This is a genomic window from Sphingopyxis sp. OAS728 (genome assembly GCF_014873485.1).
Lineage (GTDB): Bacteria > Pseudomonadota > Alphaproteobacteria > Sphingomonadales > Sphingomonadaceae > Sphingopyxis.
Genome location: NZ_JADBDT010000001.1, coordinates 103,342 through 118,927, shown reverse-complemented (window position 1 = coordinate 118,927; position 15,586 = coordinate 103,342). Strand labels below are relative to the sequence as shown.

Here is a 15,586-nt window from a genome sequence, read left to right as displayed (position 1 = left end):
GAAAAATCATCAAGCCGTTTTTGTTGGCGGCAGGGGCTGTCGCAGCATGTTGGACGCCCGCTGCAGGGGCACAGGAATCATCGGATCGCGTTGAAACGCCCGGCCAGGTCCAGTTATCGGCCGAACAGCTGTTTACATTCGCCGCGGAGGCCCAGGCAGCGCGCGATTTTGCGGCGGCCGAAACCGCCTATCGCGCCCTGGCCACCAATCCCGATATCGAACTTCGCACCGAGGCGCGGTTCCGGCTCGCGTTGATGCTCGCCGACAATCTGGGCAAGCACCGCGAAGCCGCGGTCCTCTTTCGCGAGATTCTCGACGAAAAGCCGGGCGCCGGGCGCGTCCGCATCGAACTTGCGCGCATGCAGGCGATGCTTGGCAATCTCGGCGCGGCGGAGCGCGAATTGCGCTCGGCGCAGGCGGCCGGCTTGCCGCCCGAGGTCGAGCAGCAGATCCGTTTCTATGCGGCGGCGCTCAGCGCGCAAAAGCCCTTTGGCGGGTCGGTCTCGATCGCCTTCGCCCCCGACAGCAATATCAACCGCGCGACCCGGTCGGACACGCTCGGCACGATCATCGGCGACTTCACGCTCGATGAGGACGCAAAAGCCCGGTCGGGGCTGGGCATCGCGCTGCGCGGACAGGCCTATTTCCGCACCGGCATCGACAAGCGCTCGCAGTTGCTCGTCCGCGCGTCGACCTATGCCAACCTCTACCGCGCCGAACAGTTCGACGACATCGCCTTCTCGATCCAGGCGGGCCCCGAATATGTATCGGGCAAGGACCGGATCAATATATCGGGCGAAGCGACGTGGCGCTGGTACGGCCTCGATCCGTACAGCTTCTCCGCCGGCGCCGGGGCGACCTGGCAGCATCCGATGGGCCAAAAGGCACAGCTGCGCCTCGACGGCCGGATCGCCGACGTCAACAACCAGCGCAATCGACTGCAGGATGCGACCAACGTCTTGCTCGCCGCATCCTATGACCGGGCCTTTTCGGCAAAGTTCGGAGGGGGCCTCCAGCTCAGCGGCAACCGCGAGGCCGCCCGCGATCCCGGATATTCGACCACATCGGGCGGCCTGACCGCCTATCTCTTCCGCGAGATCGGGCAGACGACGTTGACCGCGAGCGCGGGCTACAGCCGGCTCGAGGCCGATCGGCGACTCTTCCTCTATCCGCACCGCCGCATCGACGACCGGCTGCAGGCATCGATCGGCGGCCACTTTCGCTTTCTCAAGCTCGGCAGCTTTGCACCAACCGTCAAAGTGGGCTGGGAAAAGAATAAATCGACCGTTGAGATTTGGGACTATTCACGTATCAGTGCAGAATTCGGCATAACCTCCGCTTTTTAAAGCGGATATGCCGAAAAAATGAGAACAGAGGTGGGGGCCTAATCAAATGAAAAATCGCTTCGCGGTCGCATCGTCGTCGCTGGTTCTGGCTTTTGCGGTGTCCGCATGTGGCGGCGGCGGTGGCGGCGGCGTCAACAGCACGCCCCCGCCACCCACGCCTACTCCGACACCAACGCCAACGCCAACGCCGACGCCCACTCCGACGCCGACGCCGACGCCAACTCCCACCCCTACTCCGACGCCTACGGGCGCAAACAGCGACCTGATCGCCCCGTTGGAAAGCGAGACATTTCGCAACCTCGCGTCGGTTGGCACGCTGAGCGTCCCGACGAACGGTGACAACGTCACCGCAACCGCCGGACCCTCGACGCTTACGTTCGTCTATAATGCGTCGACGCAGTCCTACACCGTATCCGACGGGACCAGGAGCCAGACCTTCGGGCAGGCGAATATCGACCCCACTCAGACGAACGGCGATTTGACCACCTATAAAGTCGTATCGGGCAACACGACCGATTTCCTGTCGCTCACGACCAACGGGACCGCGGCGGGAAAAACCCGTTACGTCGGCGCGGGTTTCTGGCAGCGTCAGGTCAACGGCTCGACCGCGATCGACGGCCGCTTCCTCTCCTTCACTTACGGCGCCCAGACACCCGACGTCGCCTTGCCGCGAACAGGCGTCGCGAGTTTTGACGTGCGCTTGCTGGGCGCGCGGTCGTTCAGCAACGAGGTCTATTCGCTTTCCGGGACCGGCCGGCTCAGCGCGGACCTGCAAAGCGGAGCGATCTTCGGGACCGGCATTTATGACGAAACCGTCGCCCAGACCGGACAGGTGATCGGGACCAATCGCGGGTGGGGCGCCGTCGCACTGATCGCGTCGGGCAGCAACAGCTTCGCGGGAAAGATTAATTTCGACAATTACGGTAGCGGCGATCTGCGCGGCGCCTTCTATGGCCCGGCGGCGGAAGAGGTGGGCGGTACATTTCACCTCAACCCGAATCACCTCAACCCGTATTTTGCGATGGCACTCGCAGGTACGATCTTCGGCGCTCGCGGCACCTATGCCGTCAATCAGGCCGACAATCTCAACTCACCGCAAAAGGACATCTTCTTCCGCCCGGTATCGGCATCGCTTCGTGGGGCGCTGAATGGCGGGGTGTTGACCTCTGTCGCCTCCGGAGCGTCGTTCGTCAGCGTCCTGAAACGCGAGAACAGCGGCGGCACGATATATTATTCGGCCGATGGCCGGCTTCCGACATCCTCGCTTCGCGGCGAATTTTTCACCAACTCCCAATATCTTCGTGTCGGACTTCAACGCCAAACCGAAGGCAATGACATGTTCTTCGACGCGTTCGCCTATGGATTCGACACCGCCGCAGCCGGGGTCCCCCGTACCGGATCGGCTTCGTACAACGTGTCGCTTCTGGGCGGTGTCGGTACGGCGGGATCGGCGCTGAACAGCGTTTCCGGACTTGGTTCTCTCTCGGCCAATTTTGCGACCGGGGCCTTGACCACGCTCGGCAATTATACCGTGTCATCGGCCCTCCCGCTCCGCGAATTCGGCGACCCGCTGGGAAGCCAGATCGACGCCGGAAGCTGGACCGGAACGGCGACCATCGCCGCCGCGGCAAACGCGTTTTCAGGCACTTTCACGATGGACGGGACCAAGGACTATTCCGGGACGCTCGCCGGGAAGTTCTTCGGCCCTGCAGCCGAGGAAGTCGGCGCCGCCGTGAATACGACCGCCAGCGACGGCTCGATTCTCGTCGGCGCGCTTTACGGCGCGCGCGGCGCGGACGTCAGCGCGTCGCAGACAAAGCTCCTCGACCTGACAACAACGACGGTCCTCAACGGTATGAGCGGGCAATATTATATTCGCCCGAACGTGTCGCCAAGCGACGCGTCAGGAACCGACAGCAATATCGAAGTCACTTATGACCCAGTTGCAGGCTCCTATATTTTCCAGACGAAATCGACCGGAAACATGGCTGGGATTCCCCTGTCTATTGTGGTTCAGAAGGCCGACCGCATCGCCGCCGCCAGCGACGACCGCTTCGACGTCTATCAGGGTTCCGATTATCGCGGGCGCATTTACAAACCCGGCGCGGGCAATCCGGAGATCGCGCTTTCCTACGCCAGTTTCGCCGACCTGAGCGAGACGGGTGTAGACCAGGTCGGCCAGGCGACCACGGCTCGCCATTTCGCTCTCTTCGGGGGCCGCACGCCCAGCTTCCAGGTTCCGACGACGGGCAACGCCTCCTATTCGGGAATTGTCTATGGCGCGGGCCGGCACGGAAATATCATCGCCGATGCCCAGCTAACCGGAACCAGCAAGTTCAACATCAACTTCGCGACCGGCGTGAGCAGCCTCGTCATGTCGCTGATCGCCAGCAACCAGGCGGGAACCGTCACGTCCAACCTTGGCAATTTCACCTATGCCTCGTCGGGAGCGCCGCCCTGCCCCGGAGCCTGCCCTAACCAGATTTCGCTCTCCCTCTCCCCCGGATCGGGCGGGAGCGGTTTCCTGAACGGCTATTTCTTCGGACCCAATGCGGCGGAATATGGCGCGACCTTCGTATTGAACCTCGACAGTAACACGGGGCAATCCGTCGACAATTCGACCTTTGCCGGCGTGACACTCGGCCGGAAAGATTAGCAGCGCGGGGCATCGAGCGCCGGCAGACGCTATTGCAACAGGGGCGACTGCATCCCATCTCCGGGGTCGCAGCGCCCTCTTGCGCGCAAAGAACAAATCTGGAACATACCTCTCCCATGAGTCTCACCCACATCAAAGTGCGCGGTGCGCGCGAGCATAATCTCAAGGGCGTCGACGTCGACCTGCCGCGCGATGCGCTGATCGTCATCACCGGCCTGTCGGGCAGCGGCAAATCGTCGCTCGCCTTCGACACCATCTATGCCGAGGGGCAGCGGCGCTATGTCGAGAGCCTGTCGGCTTACGCGCGCCAGTTCCTCGAAATGATGCAAAAGCCCGATGTCGAGCATATCGACGGCCTGTCGCCGGCGATCAGCATCGAGCAGAAGACGACGAGCCGCAATCCGCGTTCGACCGTCGCGACGGTGACCGAGATCTACGACTATATGCGCCTGCTGTGGGCGCGCGTCGGCATTCCCTATTCGCCGGCGACCGGCGAGCCGATCAGCGCGCAGACGGTCACCGACATGGTCGACCGCGTGATGGCGCTGCCCGAGGGTACGCGCGCCTATCTGCTCGCCCCCGTCGTGCGCGGCCGCAAGGGCGAGTATAAGAAGGAACTCGCGCAGTGGCAGAAGGACGGCTTCACGCGCGTCCGCATCGACGGTGAATTCTACGAGATCGGCGACGCGCCGGCGCTCGACAAAAAGTATAAGCATGACATCGAAGTCGTCATCGACCGCATCGCGGTGCGCGAAGGCCTCGGCACCCGCCTCGCCGACAGTTTCGAGACCGCGCTGAAGCTCGCCGAAGGTCTCGCCTATGTCGACCTCGCCGACGGCCCCGTACCAGGGCGCGAGGAAGAAGACACCGGCGGCGCGATGAAGGGCGCGGGCATTCCCGCGAACCGGCTGATCTTCTCGGAGAAATTCGCCTGCCCCGTCTCGGGCTTCACGATCGCCGAGATCGAGCCGCGCCTGTTCAGCTTCAACGCACCGCAGGGCGCCTGCCCCGCATGCGACGGGCTCGGCGAGCGGCAGGAGTTCGACCCCGACCTCGTCGTCCCCAACCATGCGCTGTCGCTGAAAAAGGGCGCGATCGTGCCCTGGGCGAAATCGAACCCGCCCTCGCCCTATTATATGCAGGTACTTGAAAGCCTCGGCAAAGCCTATGGTTTCGACCTCACGACGCCCTGGCAGGACCTGCCGGGCGAGGTGCAGCTGATCATCCTCTACGGCAGCGGCGGCAAGCCGGTCGAGCTGACCTTCAAGGACGGCAAGCGCAGCTATACGACGCACAAGGCGTTCGAGGGCGTCATCGGCAACCTCAACCGCCGCCTGCTCCAGACCGAAAGCGCGTGGATGCGCGAGGAGCTGAGCAAATATCAGGCGCCGCATCCGTGCGAGACGTGCCACGGCGCGCGTCTGCGCCCCGAGCCGCTCGCAGTGAAGATCGCGGGCGAGGACATCAGCATGTCGGCGCAGCGCTCGGTCGCCGACGCGCTGGGCTGGTTCAGCACGCTCGACGAGAAGCTCAACGACACGCAGCGCCAGATCGCCAAGGCGATCCTCAAAGAAATCAACGAGCGCCTCGGCTTCCTCAACAATGTCGGGCTCGATTATCTCAACCTCAACCGCACCTCGGGCACGCTCTCGGGCGGCGAGAGCCAGCGCATCCGTCTCGCCTCGCAGATCGGCAGCGGCCTGTCGGGCGTGCTCTACGTCCTCGACGAACCGAGCATCGGCCTCCACCAGCGCGACAACGACCGGCTGCTCGCGACGCTGAAGCGCCTCCGCGACCTCGGCAACACGGTGATCGTCGTCGAGCATGACGAGGATGCGATCCGCCACGCCGATTATGTCGTCGACATGGGCCCCGGCGCGGGCCTCCACGGCGGCGAGATCGTCGCCGAGGGCACGCTCGACGAGGTGCTCGCGAACACGAAGAGCCTGACTGCGGCCTACCTCACAGGTGCGAAGAAGATCGAGGTGCCGAAGCATCGCCGCAAGGGCAATGGCTTCGACCTCGTGCTCAAGGGCGCGCGCGCGAACAACCTCAACAATGTCACCGCGAAGATCCCGCTCGGCACTTTCACCTGCGTCACCGGCCTGTCGGGCAGCGGCAAGTCGAGCCTGATCATCGACACACTCTATGCCAGCGCGGCGCGCGTGCTCAATGGCGCGCGCATGATCGCGGGGCCGCACGACAGCCTCAAAGGGCTCGAGCATTGCGACAAGGTGATCGACATCGACCAGTCGCCGATCGGCCGCACCCCGCGCTCGAACCCCGCGACATACACGGGCGCCTTCACGATCATCCGCGACTGGTTTGCGGGGCTGCCCGAAAGCCAGGCGCGCGGGTACAAGCCCGGGCGCTTCAGCTTCAACGTCAAGGGCGGGCGCTGCGAGACCTGCACCGGCGACGGGCTGATCAAGATCGAGATGCACTTCCTGCCCGACGTCTATGTGACGTGCGAGACGTGCCACGGCAAACGCTACAATCGCGAAACGCTCGAGGTGAAGTTCAAGGGGCACAGCATCGCCGACGTGCTCGACATGACCGTCGAGGATGCGGCGGAGTTCTTCAAGGCGGTGCCGTCGATCCGCGAGAAGATGGCGATGCTCGTCCGCGTCGGACTCGGCTATATCAAGGTCGGGCAGCAGGCGACGACGCTGTCGGGGGGCGAGGCGCAGCGCGTCAAGCTCGCCAAGGAATTGTCGCGCCGTTCGACCGGCCAGACGCTCTACATCCTCGACGAGCCGACCACCGGCCTGCATTTCGAGGATGTCCGCAAACTGCTCGAAGTGCTGCAGGCGCTCGTCGATCAGGGTAACAGCGTCGTAGTGATCGAGCATAATCTCGACGTCATCAAGACCGCCGACTACATCCTCGATCTCGGCCCCGAAGGCGGCGTGAAGGGCGGCGAAATCGTCGCGGCGGGGACGCCGGAACAGGTCGTCAAAGAAAAGCGCAGCTTCACCGGGCAGTATCTGGCGCCGCTGCTCAAATAACGGCACAGCCTTGTCTTGCGGACCCGATTGACAAGTCACTTACACCCTTGCAGATAACCCTTGGCCGCACTCTGCGGCTTGGGGGAAAATGGATGAATTACCTGAGGGGCGCGTCCGCTTTTGCGGTCTCTTTTGCTATGCTTTCAATCTCGGTTCAGGCGCAGGAAGCCGCGGCGCCCGCCGCTGCCGCCGAACCCGCGGCCGAAACCGCCGCTGCACCCGCTGCGGTCCCGGCGGTCGTCGCCGCGCCCGCCGTTGCCATCGCGGCGCCGGCACCCGGCCTGACGCTGCCGTCCTATACCGAAGTGATCCTGACGCCTGATGCCGAGGCGAACAGCAAGAAATTGCGCGAGGGACACACGATCCCGATGCACACGGTGTTCGACGTGATGCACAATGGCGTCGTCGTGATCCCGAAGGGCACGCGCGGCATGGGCACGGTGACGTGGCGCACCGGCAAGGGCGCGTTCGGCAAGTCGGCGAAGATGGAGATCACCTTCAACGAACTGACGCTGCCCAACGGCCACCGCCTGCCGCTGGCGGGCATGCACCGTCAGGAGGGTCAGGGCAACACCGGCGCCGCGGTCGGCGCAGCAATCGCGGTCGGCGTGTTCGGCGCTTTCGTCACCGGCAAGTCGGCGATCATCCCGAACGGCCAGCATCTGATGGCGCGGACGAACGAGCCGCTGGCCTATTCGATCCCGGCGGGCGCGGTGATCGTCCCGACCGCGCAGCTCGCGCCCGCAGCGGGCGTTGCGGTGATCACGCCTGCGGCCGTGGCGGCTCCGGCTGCAGCTGCCGCGCCGGCAACCGAAGCCGCGCCGGCGGCCGAGCCCGCAGCGACGACGCCCACGGGCGGCTGACCCGACCGGCCAAATCGGACAGGCCGATCGACAGGGGGCCCCGGACGCGGTTCGGGGCCCTTTTGCCGTCCGGGGCGCGATCCGCAGAGGCTGGAGAATCCGCGCGGGACGGGCTAAAAAGCAGGGCTGATTTGCGGCGGGAGTTTCATGCGATGCCCCTCGGTCCGGTACGCCTTGCCCTTCCCTGCGCTGCGGCCCTGCTCGCGGCGGGACCCGCGATGGCGGCTCCCACCCCGTCCTCGCCCGAAACCGCGCTCGAAGCCTATGTCGAGGGGCTGCGCAGCGGGCGGGTCGAAACACTTCGGGCGCTGTTCCTGCCCGACGGGCAATTTTGCACGCTTGCCGACAAGGGCGCGACGCCGATCGGCTGCAAGCGCTTTGCCGAGGTGCTCGGCGACTGGGCGGCGCGGCCCGATCCCGCGGCGAGCGGGCGCGTCCTCGACCGCCGCGACGCGACGCCGGCGATGAGCGCGGTCACCTATGAACTGCATTTCGGCGGCGACCGCTACGTCGACCAGCTGCTGCTCTATCGCACCGATGCCGGGTGGCGCGTCGTCGCCAAGACCACCGCGGTACAGTGAGTCAGGCCCACACCGCCGAGAGCGGATAGGTCGCGAGCAGCCAGATCAGGCAGGCGCAGACGATGCGCCGGTCCTTGGCCCAGATCGCCAGCGCCGCGACCGGAAAGAAGCTCCACGTCACCACGGCCGCGCGCAGCCCGCCGGTCCAGCCGGTGCCGAGCAGCGCGAAGGTCGCGGCGATCAGCGCGACATTGCACAGGAAGATGCCGCCGATCACCTTGCGCCGGTGCTTGTCGAAATGGGCGTCGAGATCGTCCCACGCCTCGATATCGTCGGGGAAGACGAGGCTGGCGGCGACATAATAGATGGCGGTGACGACAAAGCCGCCGAACATCACCGCCCAGTTCAGCGGCAGCGCGTCGCGGAGCGTCCAGCCATACATCCAGAAGGTGACAACGTCGCACGAGACGAACAGGCCGAGCAAGGTCGTCGGCCAGCCGATGCGGACGCGGTGGCTGGCCTTCAACGCCTTCGCCAGCCCGCCCAGCCCCTCGGCCAGCGCGAGGCCGAGGATCAGCCCGAACAGCGACATGATGAATTCAAGCCCGCTCATAGTCCCCCCGGATATGCCCCGTCGGCGCTGTGGCAAAATGCGGCGCGGCGGGCAAGCGGGCGGCACGAAATACAAAGGCTTATCGATCCGGCCGATGGCGGGCGGCGTCCCCGTTAAAGCGACAAAGGATACGGACGCAGCGCACGAAACTGCCTCCTTTGTCGCCTTAAGCCCGGGCGGCAGCGGAGGCGCGAACGATCGACGACATCAAAGAGCCGGTGCGACGGTGACATGGTGCGATAATGTAGGACAGCGGTTTTGCGAAGCCCCTCCCACCTGCGCGAGGGGTTTGGGGAGGGTCTGCGGGCCAGCCACGCGAGGCTCGCGAAACATGCCCTCCCCCAACTCCTCCCCGAAGGGAGGGGAGTCAGGTCAGCCCATCAGCGTCGCGGTGATATCCTCGGCGGCATAAATCCGGATCGCGGGCGGCTCGGGCGAGCGCGCGCGCATGTCGGCGACGAAGGCGCGCGAGGCGGGCAGCGCGAAATGGGCACGGACCGCGTCGACGCTCTCCCACTCCTCGACGAACATCAGCCGGTCGGGGTTTTCGACATCGATATGGCAATTATGCGCCAGACACCCCGGCTCGGACCGCGACCGCGCGCTATGCTCGGCACCGAGCGCGATCATGCGCTCGCGATGCTCGGGGGTGAGGATGACGTGGCCGGTGATGAGGATCATGACATTTCCACGCAAAGCAAATTTGCCTCTAGCTTAGAGCTTTCGACATTCTGTCTGCCACTTTGTCAAATTTAGAAAAGTCCAATGAATCTCTTTGGTCATAGATCCGGTGTGAAAGGACAATCTTACCAAAGTGCTTTGTAGCGTCGAAATCCGGCTTAGAACTATACGTTTTTCCGCTTACAGAATCCTTCTTAGGCGCATCAGGGAGAAAATCTTCTATGCAAGTTTTCTTCTTCCCTCCGATATGAGGAGTTTTTACAATTTTAATGAACTTATCGATTTCCACGTAGTCCGCGTTGTTGTCTAATGACAACTCTTTGGAGAAGACCGTTTTGCACATTTCTGTTACGGGCTTCAGGCCTTCATCGTTATCCAAGAGAATTAGAATTTGCGGCGTGAAACATTTTTGCCCAAGCGCGGTAAAATCTCCCCAACCCATTTAAGCGCGAATGCCACGCCAGAAGTACCGCCTGTCATGCCGATAATTTTCGAGGGTCTCTTAGGAAACTGATAGAAATCGATCAAAATTTTGCGATTATCCGGCGGAGATACATCTACTAAATTAGCCAATGGCAAAGATCTCGCTTTCAGATAGGCAGCCATATATACAATATCACTTTCACCTTCAGTGATTAGTATCGGCCTATCTCCGTGTATAAAATATTTATAAATCAAAAAATCCCTGTACGTTTTTCTAACTGAGCTTGGCTTGAAAAATTTTGCATTATCCGTTCTTTCATCGCCTTGATCATTTATCTCAAAGCAAAAATTTATCCTTCCTTCAATAAGACTCATTCCATTTTTATTCTTGACTTCCTTGCCATCGCAATTTTCACCATACGGATCGCAGAACTCCTGCAGAATGACCGGGCGACCTGTTAAGAGATGATGTATATTGGCGCGGACAAGTTTGAAATACTCCCTATCGACATTCACCTTTTTATTTACAATTAGCCCGGTCACCACTTGCTTACTGCGACGATAGGACATCCTTGTCTTACCATCATTTAGTGAAAACCAAGCTCTACTTACGCAGGACAAGAGACCCTTACCCGGCAGCCAACTCCCGGAAGGTTCATCATATCGAGCCACCTCCTCAGGAAAATCCCGCAAATTTGTCGAAAACGTGATATCATCAGCGTATCGAGAATAGGTGCACTTGTGCTCAGAGGCCAATGATCGCAATCGGTAATCCAATGACCCTGACACTAAATTTGCCATCATCGGAGAAGTAGGAGCGCCCTGTGGAAGGCGACCGTCAAAGCAAACAATCTGCGAAATCATTGTTGCGATTTCAGCATTCAAAAGAAAATTCTTGTTCTTTTGCAGATACCTCCAAACGCGACCATAATTTATTGAGTCAAAATAGTCTTTTATATCGACATTGAATACCCAGCGTTTTCCTATATGGCGCTTCGCATTGTCATAAATGTTTAGATTAGGAATAAAACCGAAGCTTACCGGATAATTCATTCCACCATGAATTTGATCATAACAAGAAGTTATGATCTCAAGAAGGCTATTTTGTATAGATTTTAGAATAGGATTTGGTGAAAAAACCGTTCTTGAATTACCATTCTTTTTACTTATGCATATTTTTTTATATTTTTCAGCGTCGGGAGCGATGTTAATCTGGTAAGTTATCGTTTTGAGCTGAAATCCTAAGAGATGAGCGAGGTCACGCTTATCCTTGCAAGCCTTTAGATCGATTAGCATGGGCCTGTGAGCACTCTCATGCGATTCCGGTGAATCCGCATTAATTGTCCTATTCGGATCATCATTGTCGATTTATCCAGTAGCAAGAAATCCTCGCATACTATTCAACTGCCGCGAAACTTCAGCAGAAGGTTCTGCTCACAGGCCCTTTCTCCTTCGTGACAATCTGATCTTGTTTGTCAAGCTCTTGATAGCCGCCACCCATCCCGTGACACTTATATGACACCCTCTGTCACATACACGTCACACAACTCCCCCATTGGCGGCTCAGCGAGTCGCCGCGGGGGTGGCGGCTTGGTTCGGTAACGACCCCCGACAGGATTACCCGGATGTTCCAGAAATTTGCCCTTATCGCTGGTGCGGCGACGTGCGCGCTGGCGCTTTCCGCGTGCCAGGATCAGGCGTCTTCGGGCGGCGGCGCGCGCGATTATATCAGCGCGGTCGGTTCCTCGACCGTCTATCCCTTTGCCACCGCGGTCGGCGAGAAGTTCGCCGAAGCGACGGGCAACAAGACGCCGAAGATCGACAGCACGGGTACCGGCGGCGGCTTCGAGCGCTTCTGCGCCGGCGTCGGCGGCGACACACCCGACATCGCGAACGCATCGCGCCGAATCAAGAAGAAGGAATATGACACCTGCGCCGCGAACGGCGTGAAGGAGATCGTCGAAATCCAGGTCGGCATCGACGGCATCGCGCTGGGCGAAGCGGCGCGCGGCCCGGGCTTCAAGCTGTCGGAAGAAGATGTCTACAAGGCGCTCGCGGCCAACCCCTATGGCAAGCCGAACACCGCAAAGACGTGGAAGGATGTGAACCCTGCCCTCCCCGCGGTCGCGATCTCGGTCTTTGGTCCGCCGTCGACCAGCGGCACTTACGACGCGTTCAAGGAGCTGATCCTCGGCAAGGGCTGCGACGCCAATGCGGAGATGAAGGCGCTGAAGGACAGCGACAAGGAAAAGCATGAGGCGACCTGCACCACGCTGCGCGGCGCGCCCTATTATGTCGAGCAGGGCGAGAATGATAACCTCATCATCTCGAAGCTCGACAAGAACCCGACCAGCCTCGGCATCTTCGGCTTCAGCTATCTCGATGCCAATAAGGACAAGATCAAGGCGGTTCCGGTGCAGGGCGTCGCCCCGACCTATGCCGCGATCGCCGACGGCAGCTACCCCGGTTCGCGTCCGCTGTTCATCTATGTGAAGAAGGCGCATGTCGGCGTCGTCCCCGGCCTCGCCGAATATGTCGCCGAGTTCCTGAAGGGCGCGGGCGAAGGCGGTTATCTGGGCGCCAAGGGCCTGATCGTGTCGCCGAAGGCGATCGCCGATCTCGCGGCTTCGAACGGCAAGGCGATGACCGCGCTGAACGGCGCCGAGCTCAAATAAGTTTCCTCCCGCTGGTGGCCGGGCGGGTTCGCCCGATCCGGCCACCGTCTTTTTACTCCCCCTCCCCCGTTCGTGCTGAGCTTGTCGAAGCACCGTCCTTCTTTCCTCAGGACAGAACGGCCCTTCGACAAGCTCAGGGCGAACGGAATTGGGGGCCGGTTAAGAGAAGCAAGTGACCTTCAACGCCGCCGCCCTTTTGCTTTTGATCGCAGGGTTAGCCCTGATCGGCTGGCTGGCCGGCCGCGCGCGGTCGAACCTGCTGGCCGGCCGTGCGGGCGAAAAGCTGCATTCGCGCCCGCAATATCATGGCTGGTACGTCGCGCTGTGGCTGTTCGCCCCCGCCGCGCTGTTCCTTGCCGTCTGGTCTTCGGTCTCGCCCGCGCTGATCACCAACCAGGTGCTTACGACCGAGGCCGCGCAAAACCTCCCCTCCTTCGGTTTCGAGCGCGGCGCGATCCTGTCCGACGCGCGCGCGGTCGCACAGGGAAGCCAAGCCGCGGTCCGCCTGCCCGCCGCAGCGCCGCTGGTGAAGCCCTATGCCGACGCGAGCCAGAAATATGCGTGGATCGGCATCGCCGCGATGCTCGCGCTGGCGCTCGCGGGCGGGCTCTATGCCTTCACGCGGATCAAGCCCGATTTCCGGGCGCGGAGCCGCGTCGAAAAGATCGTGATGCTGTTCCTGCTGCTCGCGTCGCTCGTCGCGATCCTCACGACCTTTGGCATCGTGCTCTCGCTGCTCTTTGAATCGATCCGCTTCTTCCGGCTCGTCTCGCCGACCGAACTCTTGTTCGGCACCGAATGGGCGCCGACGAGCGGCGCGCCGCAGCCCGACACCTTCGGCGGCATTCCGCTCTTCTGGGGCACGATTTTGATCGGTGCGATCATCGCGATGATCGTCGCGATCCCGATCGGGATGATGACCGCAGTCTATCTCACCCAATATGCCGCGCCGACGGTGCGCAAATGGGTGAAGCCTTTGCTCGAGATCCTCGCGGGCGTGCCAACGGTCGTCTACGGCTATTTCGCCGCGCTGACCGTTGCGCCCGCTTTGCGCGAGTTCGCGGTGATGCTCGGCATTCCAAATGCCTCGACCGAAAGCGCGCTCGCCGCGGGTATCGTGATGGGCGTGATGATCATCCCCTTCGTCTCCTCGATGGCCGACGACAGCATCAACGCGGTGCCGCAGGCGATGCGCGACGGATCGCTGGCATTGGGCGCGACGCCGAACGAGACGATCCGCCAGGTGCTGATCCCCGCCGCGCTTCCGGGCGTGATGGGCGGCATCTTGCTCGCGGTCAGCCGCGCGATCGGGGAAACCATGATCGTGGTGATGGCGGCGGGCCTGTCGGCGAACATGACCGCCAACCCCTTCGCCAGCGTCACCACGGTGACGGCGCAGATCGTGAAATTGCTCACCGGCGACCAGGAGTTCGACAGCGCGAAAACGCTCGCCGCCTTCGCGCTCGGCCTCGTCCTCTTCATCGTTACGCTGCTGCTCAACATCGTCGCGCTGCGCATCGTCAAAAAGTATCGTGAAGCTTATGAATAGGGAAACCGCCCCCACCGACTGGAAAGGCGCCGTGATGCAGAAGCGCATCGCGGGCCGCTACGCCGCCGAGCGCCGCTTCAAGCTGCTCGGGCTGGGCGCGGTGCTGCTCTCGGGAGCGTTCCTCGCTTTCCTGCTCTTCGTGATGGTCGGCAACGGCGCGCGCGGCTTCATGTATACGCATGTCGCGGTGCCGGTCGATTTCAAGGCGATGCCGCTGACGATCGACAAGGCGCGCCTCGCCGATGCCGACGCCGATCAGGTGATCGCGAACGCCGGCCTCTCCGACATCGTCGCCTTTGCCGCCGACGAGGCGCTGGGGACAGACGGATCGAAGCTGATTTCCGAAAATGCGTGGAAGGAAGTGCGCAGCGCGATCAAGGCCGACCCCGAATTGCTTACGGCCAAGACGGTGTTCGAACTGCCCGCCTCGTCCGAAGTCGACATTGCCGCCAAGGAAGGCGCGAAGGGCGCGCTCGGCGCAAAGGTCGATGCGCTGGAGAAGCAGGGCAAGCTGTCGACAGGCATCCATTGGCCCTTCTTCAAGAATGCCGACGCCACCGATCCGGCGGTCGCGGGCATCTGGGGCGCGCTCAAGGGATCGGTGCTGACGATCTTCATCGCCTTCCTCATCGCCTTCCCCACCGGTGTGCTCGCGGCGCTCTATCTCGAGGAATATGCGCCGAAGAACCGCTGGACCGACCTGATCGAAGTGTCGATCAACAATCTGGCCGCGGTGCCGTCGATCATCTTCGGCCTGCTCGCGCTCGCCGTGTTCATCAACTGGTTCGGCCTGTGCCAGGCTAGCCCGCTCGTCGGCGGGCTGACGCTGGCGCTGATGACGATGCCGGTGATCGTGATCGCCAGCCGCAACGCGATCAAGTCGGTGCCGCCGTCGATCCGCGATGCCGCTTTGGGTGTGGGCGCGAGCCCGGTGCAGGTGGTGTTCCATCACGTCCTGCCGCTCGCCCTGCCCGGCATCCTGACCGGCACGATCATCGGCATGGCGCGCGCGCTGGGCGAGACCGCGCCGCTGCTCCTCGTCGGCATGCGCGCCTTCATCGGCGACGTGCCGGGGGGCATCTGCTCGCCCTCGACGGTGCTGCCGATGCAGATCTTCCTCTGGTCGGACGAAGTCGACCGGGGCTTTGTCGAGAAAACCTCCGCCGCGATCATCGTGCTGCTTATCGTGCTGCTGTCGATGAACGCCTTTGCGATCTATCTTCGCAACAAATTCGAAAAACGCTGGTGATC

Annotated in this window: 12 protein-coding genes; 8 read left to right on the top strand and 4 right to left on the bottom strand. The window is 61.9% G+C overall.

Going from position 1 to position 15,586, the window contains the following annotated elements; translation table 11 throughout:
• Window positions 1–23 precede the first annotated feature (23 nt).
• The 5 genes from GGC65_RS00605 (at window position 24) to GGC65_RS00585 (ending at window position 8,454) form a co-directional block, all read left to right on the top strand.
• On the top strand, window positions 24–1,346 hold the full coding sequence (locus tag GGC65_RS00605; protein WP_192645384.1) for a surface lipoprotein assembly modifier: 1,323 nt from the start codon (window positions 24–26) through the stop codon (window positions 1,344–1,346).
• Between the two features lie 46 nt (window positions 1,347–1,392).
• On the top strand, window positions 1,393–4,002 hold the full coding sequence (locus GGC65_RS23220) for a transferrin-binding protein-like solute binding protein (protein ID WP_225940611.1): 2,610 nt from the start codon (window positions 1,393–1,395) through the stop codon (window positions 4,000–4,002).
• 116 nt (window positions 4,003–4,118) lie between these two features.
• The gene (gene uvrA / locus GGC65_RS00595; RefSeq protein WP_192645383.1) at window positions 4,119–7,010 is read left to right on the top strand and encodes an excinuclease ABC subunit UvrA; all 2,892 of its coding nucleotides are present in this window, start codon (window positions 4,119–4,121) and stop codon (window positions 7,008–7,010) included.
• 137 nt (window positions 7,011–7,147) lie between these two features.
• Window positions 7,148–7,873: a hypothetical protein gene (locus GGC65_RS00590; RefSeq protein WP_192645382.1), complete on the top strand. Its 726-nt coding sequence runs from the start codon at window positions 7,148–7,150 to the stop codon at window positions 7,871–7,873.
• A 152-nt stretch (window positions 7,874–8,025) separates the two neighbouring features.
• On the top strand, window positions 8,026–8,454 hold the full coding sequence (locus tag GGC65_RS00585) for a nuclear transport factor 2 family protein (RefSeq protein WP_192645381.1): 429 nt from the start codon (window positions 8,026–8,028) through the stop codon (window positions 8,452–8,454).
• A 1-nt stretch (window position 8,455) separates the two neighbouring features.
• Here the strand turns inward: GGC65_RS00585 and GGC65_RS00580 are convergent, their stop codons facing one another.
• The 4 genes from GGC65_RS00580 to GGC65_RS00565 form a co-directional block, all read right to left on the bottom strand.
• Window positions 8,456–9,007, bottom strand: coding sequence for a hypothetical protein (locus GGC65_RS00580; RefSeq protein ID WP_192645380.1), 552 nt, complete (start codon window positions 9,005–9,007; stop codon window positions 8,456–8,458).
• Between the two features lie 372 nt (window positions 9,008–9,379).
• Window positions 9,380–9,688: a putative quinol monooxygenase gene (locus GGC65_RS00575; protein ID WP_192645379.1), complete on the bottom strand. Its 309-nt coding sequence runs from the start codon at window positions 9,686–9,688 to the stop codon at window positions 9,380–9,382.
• A gap of 28 nt (window positions 9,689–9,716) precedes the next feature.
• The gene (locus GGC65_RS00570; RefSeq protein ID WP_192645378.1) at window positions 9,717–10,067 is read right to left on the bottom strand and encodes a hypothetical protein; all 351 of its coding nucleotides are present in this window, start codon (window positions 10,065–10,067) and stop codon (window positions 9,717–9,719) included.
• 5 nt (window positions 10,068–10,072) lie between these two features.
• The gene (locus GGC65_RS00565; RefSeq protein ID WP_192645377.1) at window positions 10,073–11,407 is read right to left on the bottom strand and encodes a reverse transcriptase domain-containing protein; all 1,335 of its coding nucleotides are present in this window, start codon (window positions 11,405–11,407) and stop codon (window positions 10,073–10,075) included.
• 329 nt (window positions 11,408–11,736) lie between these two features.
• Between GGC65_RS00565 and GGC65_RS00560 the strand changes: the two genes are divergently transcribed.
• The 3 genes from GGC65_RS00560 (at window position 11,737) to pstA (ending at window position 15,584) form a co-directional block, all read left to right on the top strand.
• Complete coding sequence (locus GGC65_RS00560; RefSeq protein ID WP_192645376.1) at window positions 11,737–12,786, top strand: substrate-binding domain-containing protein; 1,050 nt, start codon at window positions 11,737–11,739, stop codon at window positions 12,784–12,786.
• Between the two features lie 172 nt (window positions 12,787–12,958).
• The gene (gene pstC / locus GGC65_RS00555) at window positions 12,959–14,335 is read left to right on the top strand and encodes a phosphate ABC transporter permease subunit PstC (protein ID WP_192645375.1); all 1,377 of its coding nucleotides are present in this window, start codon (window positions 12,959–12,961) and stop codon (window positions 14,333–14,335) included.
• Complete coding sequence (gene pstA / locus GGC65_RS00550) at window positions 14,328–15,584, top strand: phosphate ABC transporter permease PstA (RefSeq protein ID WP_192645374.1); 1,257 nt, start codon at window positions 14,328–14,330, stop codon at window positions 15,582–15,584. The genes pstC and pstA overlap by 8 nt, the downstream gene beginning before the upstream one ends.
• Window positions 15,585–15,586: the final 2 nt, after the last annotated feature.

What these genes read in the sequence shown, in the direction of transcription:
- GGC65_RS00565 (WP_192645377.1), bottom strand. Translation starts at nt 11,407, where the DNA reads ATGCTAATCGATCTAAAGGCTTGCAAGGATAAGCGTGACCTCGCTCAT.
- GGC65_RS00585 (WP_192645381.1), top strand. Translation starts at nt 8,026, where the DNA reads ATGCCCCTCGGTCCGGTACGCCTTGCCCTTCCCTGCGCTGCGGCCCTG.
- uvrA (WP_192645383.1), top strand. Translation starts at nt 4,119, where the DNA reads ATGAGTCTCACCCACATCAAAGTGCGCGGTGCGCGCGAGCATAATCTC.
- GGC65_RS00580 (WP_192645380.1), bottom strand. Translation starts at nt 9,007, where the DNA reads ATGAGCGGGCTTGAATTCATCATGTCGCTGTTCGGGCTGATCCTCGGC.
- GGC65_RS00560 (WP_192645376.1), top strand. Translation starts at nt 11,737, where the DNA reads ATGTTCCAGAAATTTGCCCTTATCGCTGGTGCGGCGACGTGCGCGCTG.
- pstA (WP_192645374.1), top strand. Translation starts at nt 14,328, where the DNA reads ATGAATAGGGAAACCGCCCCCACCGACTGGAAAGGCGCCGTGATGCAG.
- GGC65_RS00575 (WP_192645379.1), bottom strand. Translation starts at nt 9,688, where the DNA reads ATGATCCTCATCACCGGCCACGTCATCCTCACCCCCGAGCATCGCGAG.
- GGC65_RS23220 (WP_225940611.1), top strand. Translation starts at nt 1,393, where the DNA reads ATGAAAAATCGCTTCGCGGTCGCATCGTCGTCGCTGGTTCTGGCTTTT.
- GGC65_RS00590 (WP_192645382.1), top strand. Translation starts at nt 7,148, where the DNA reads ATGCTTTCAATCTCGGTTCAGGCGCAGGAAGCCGCGGCGCCCGCCGCT.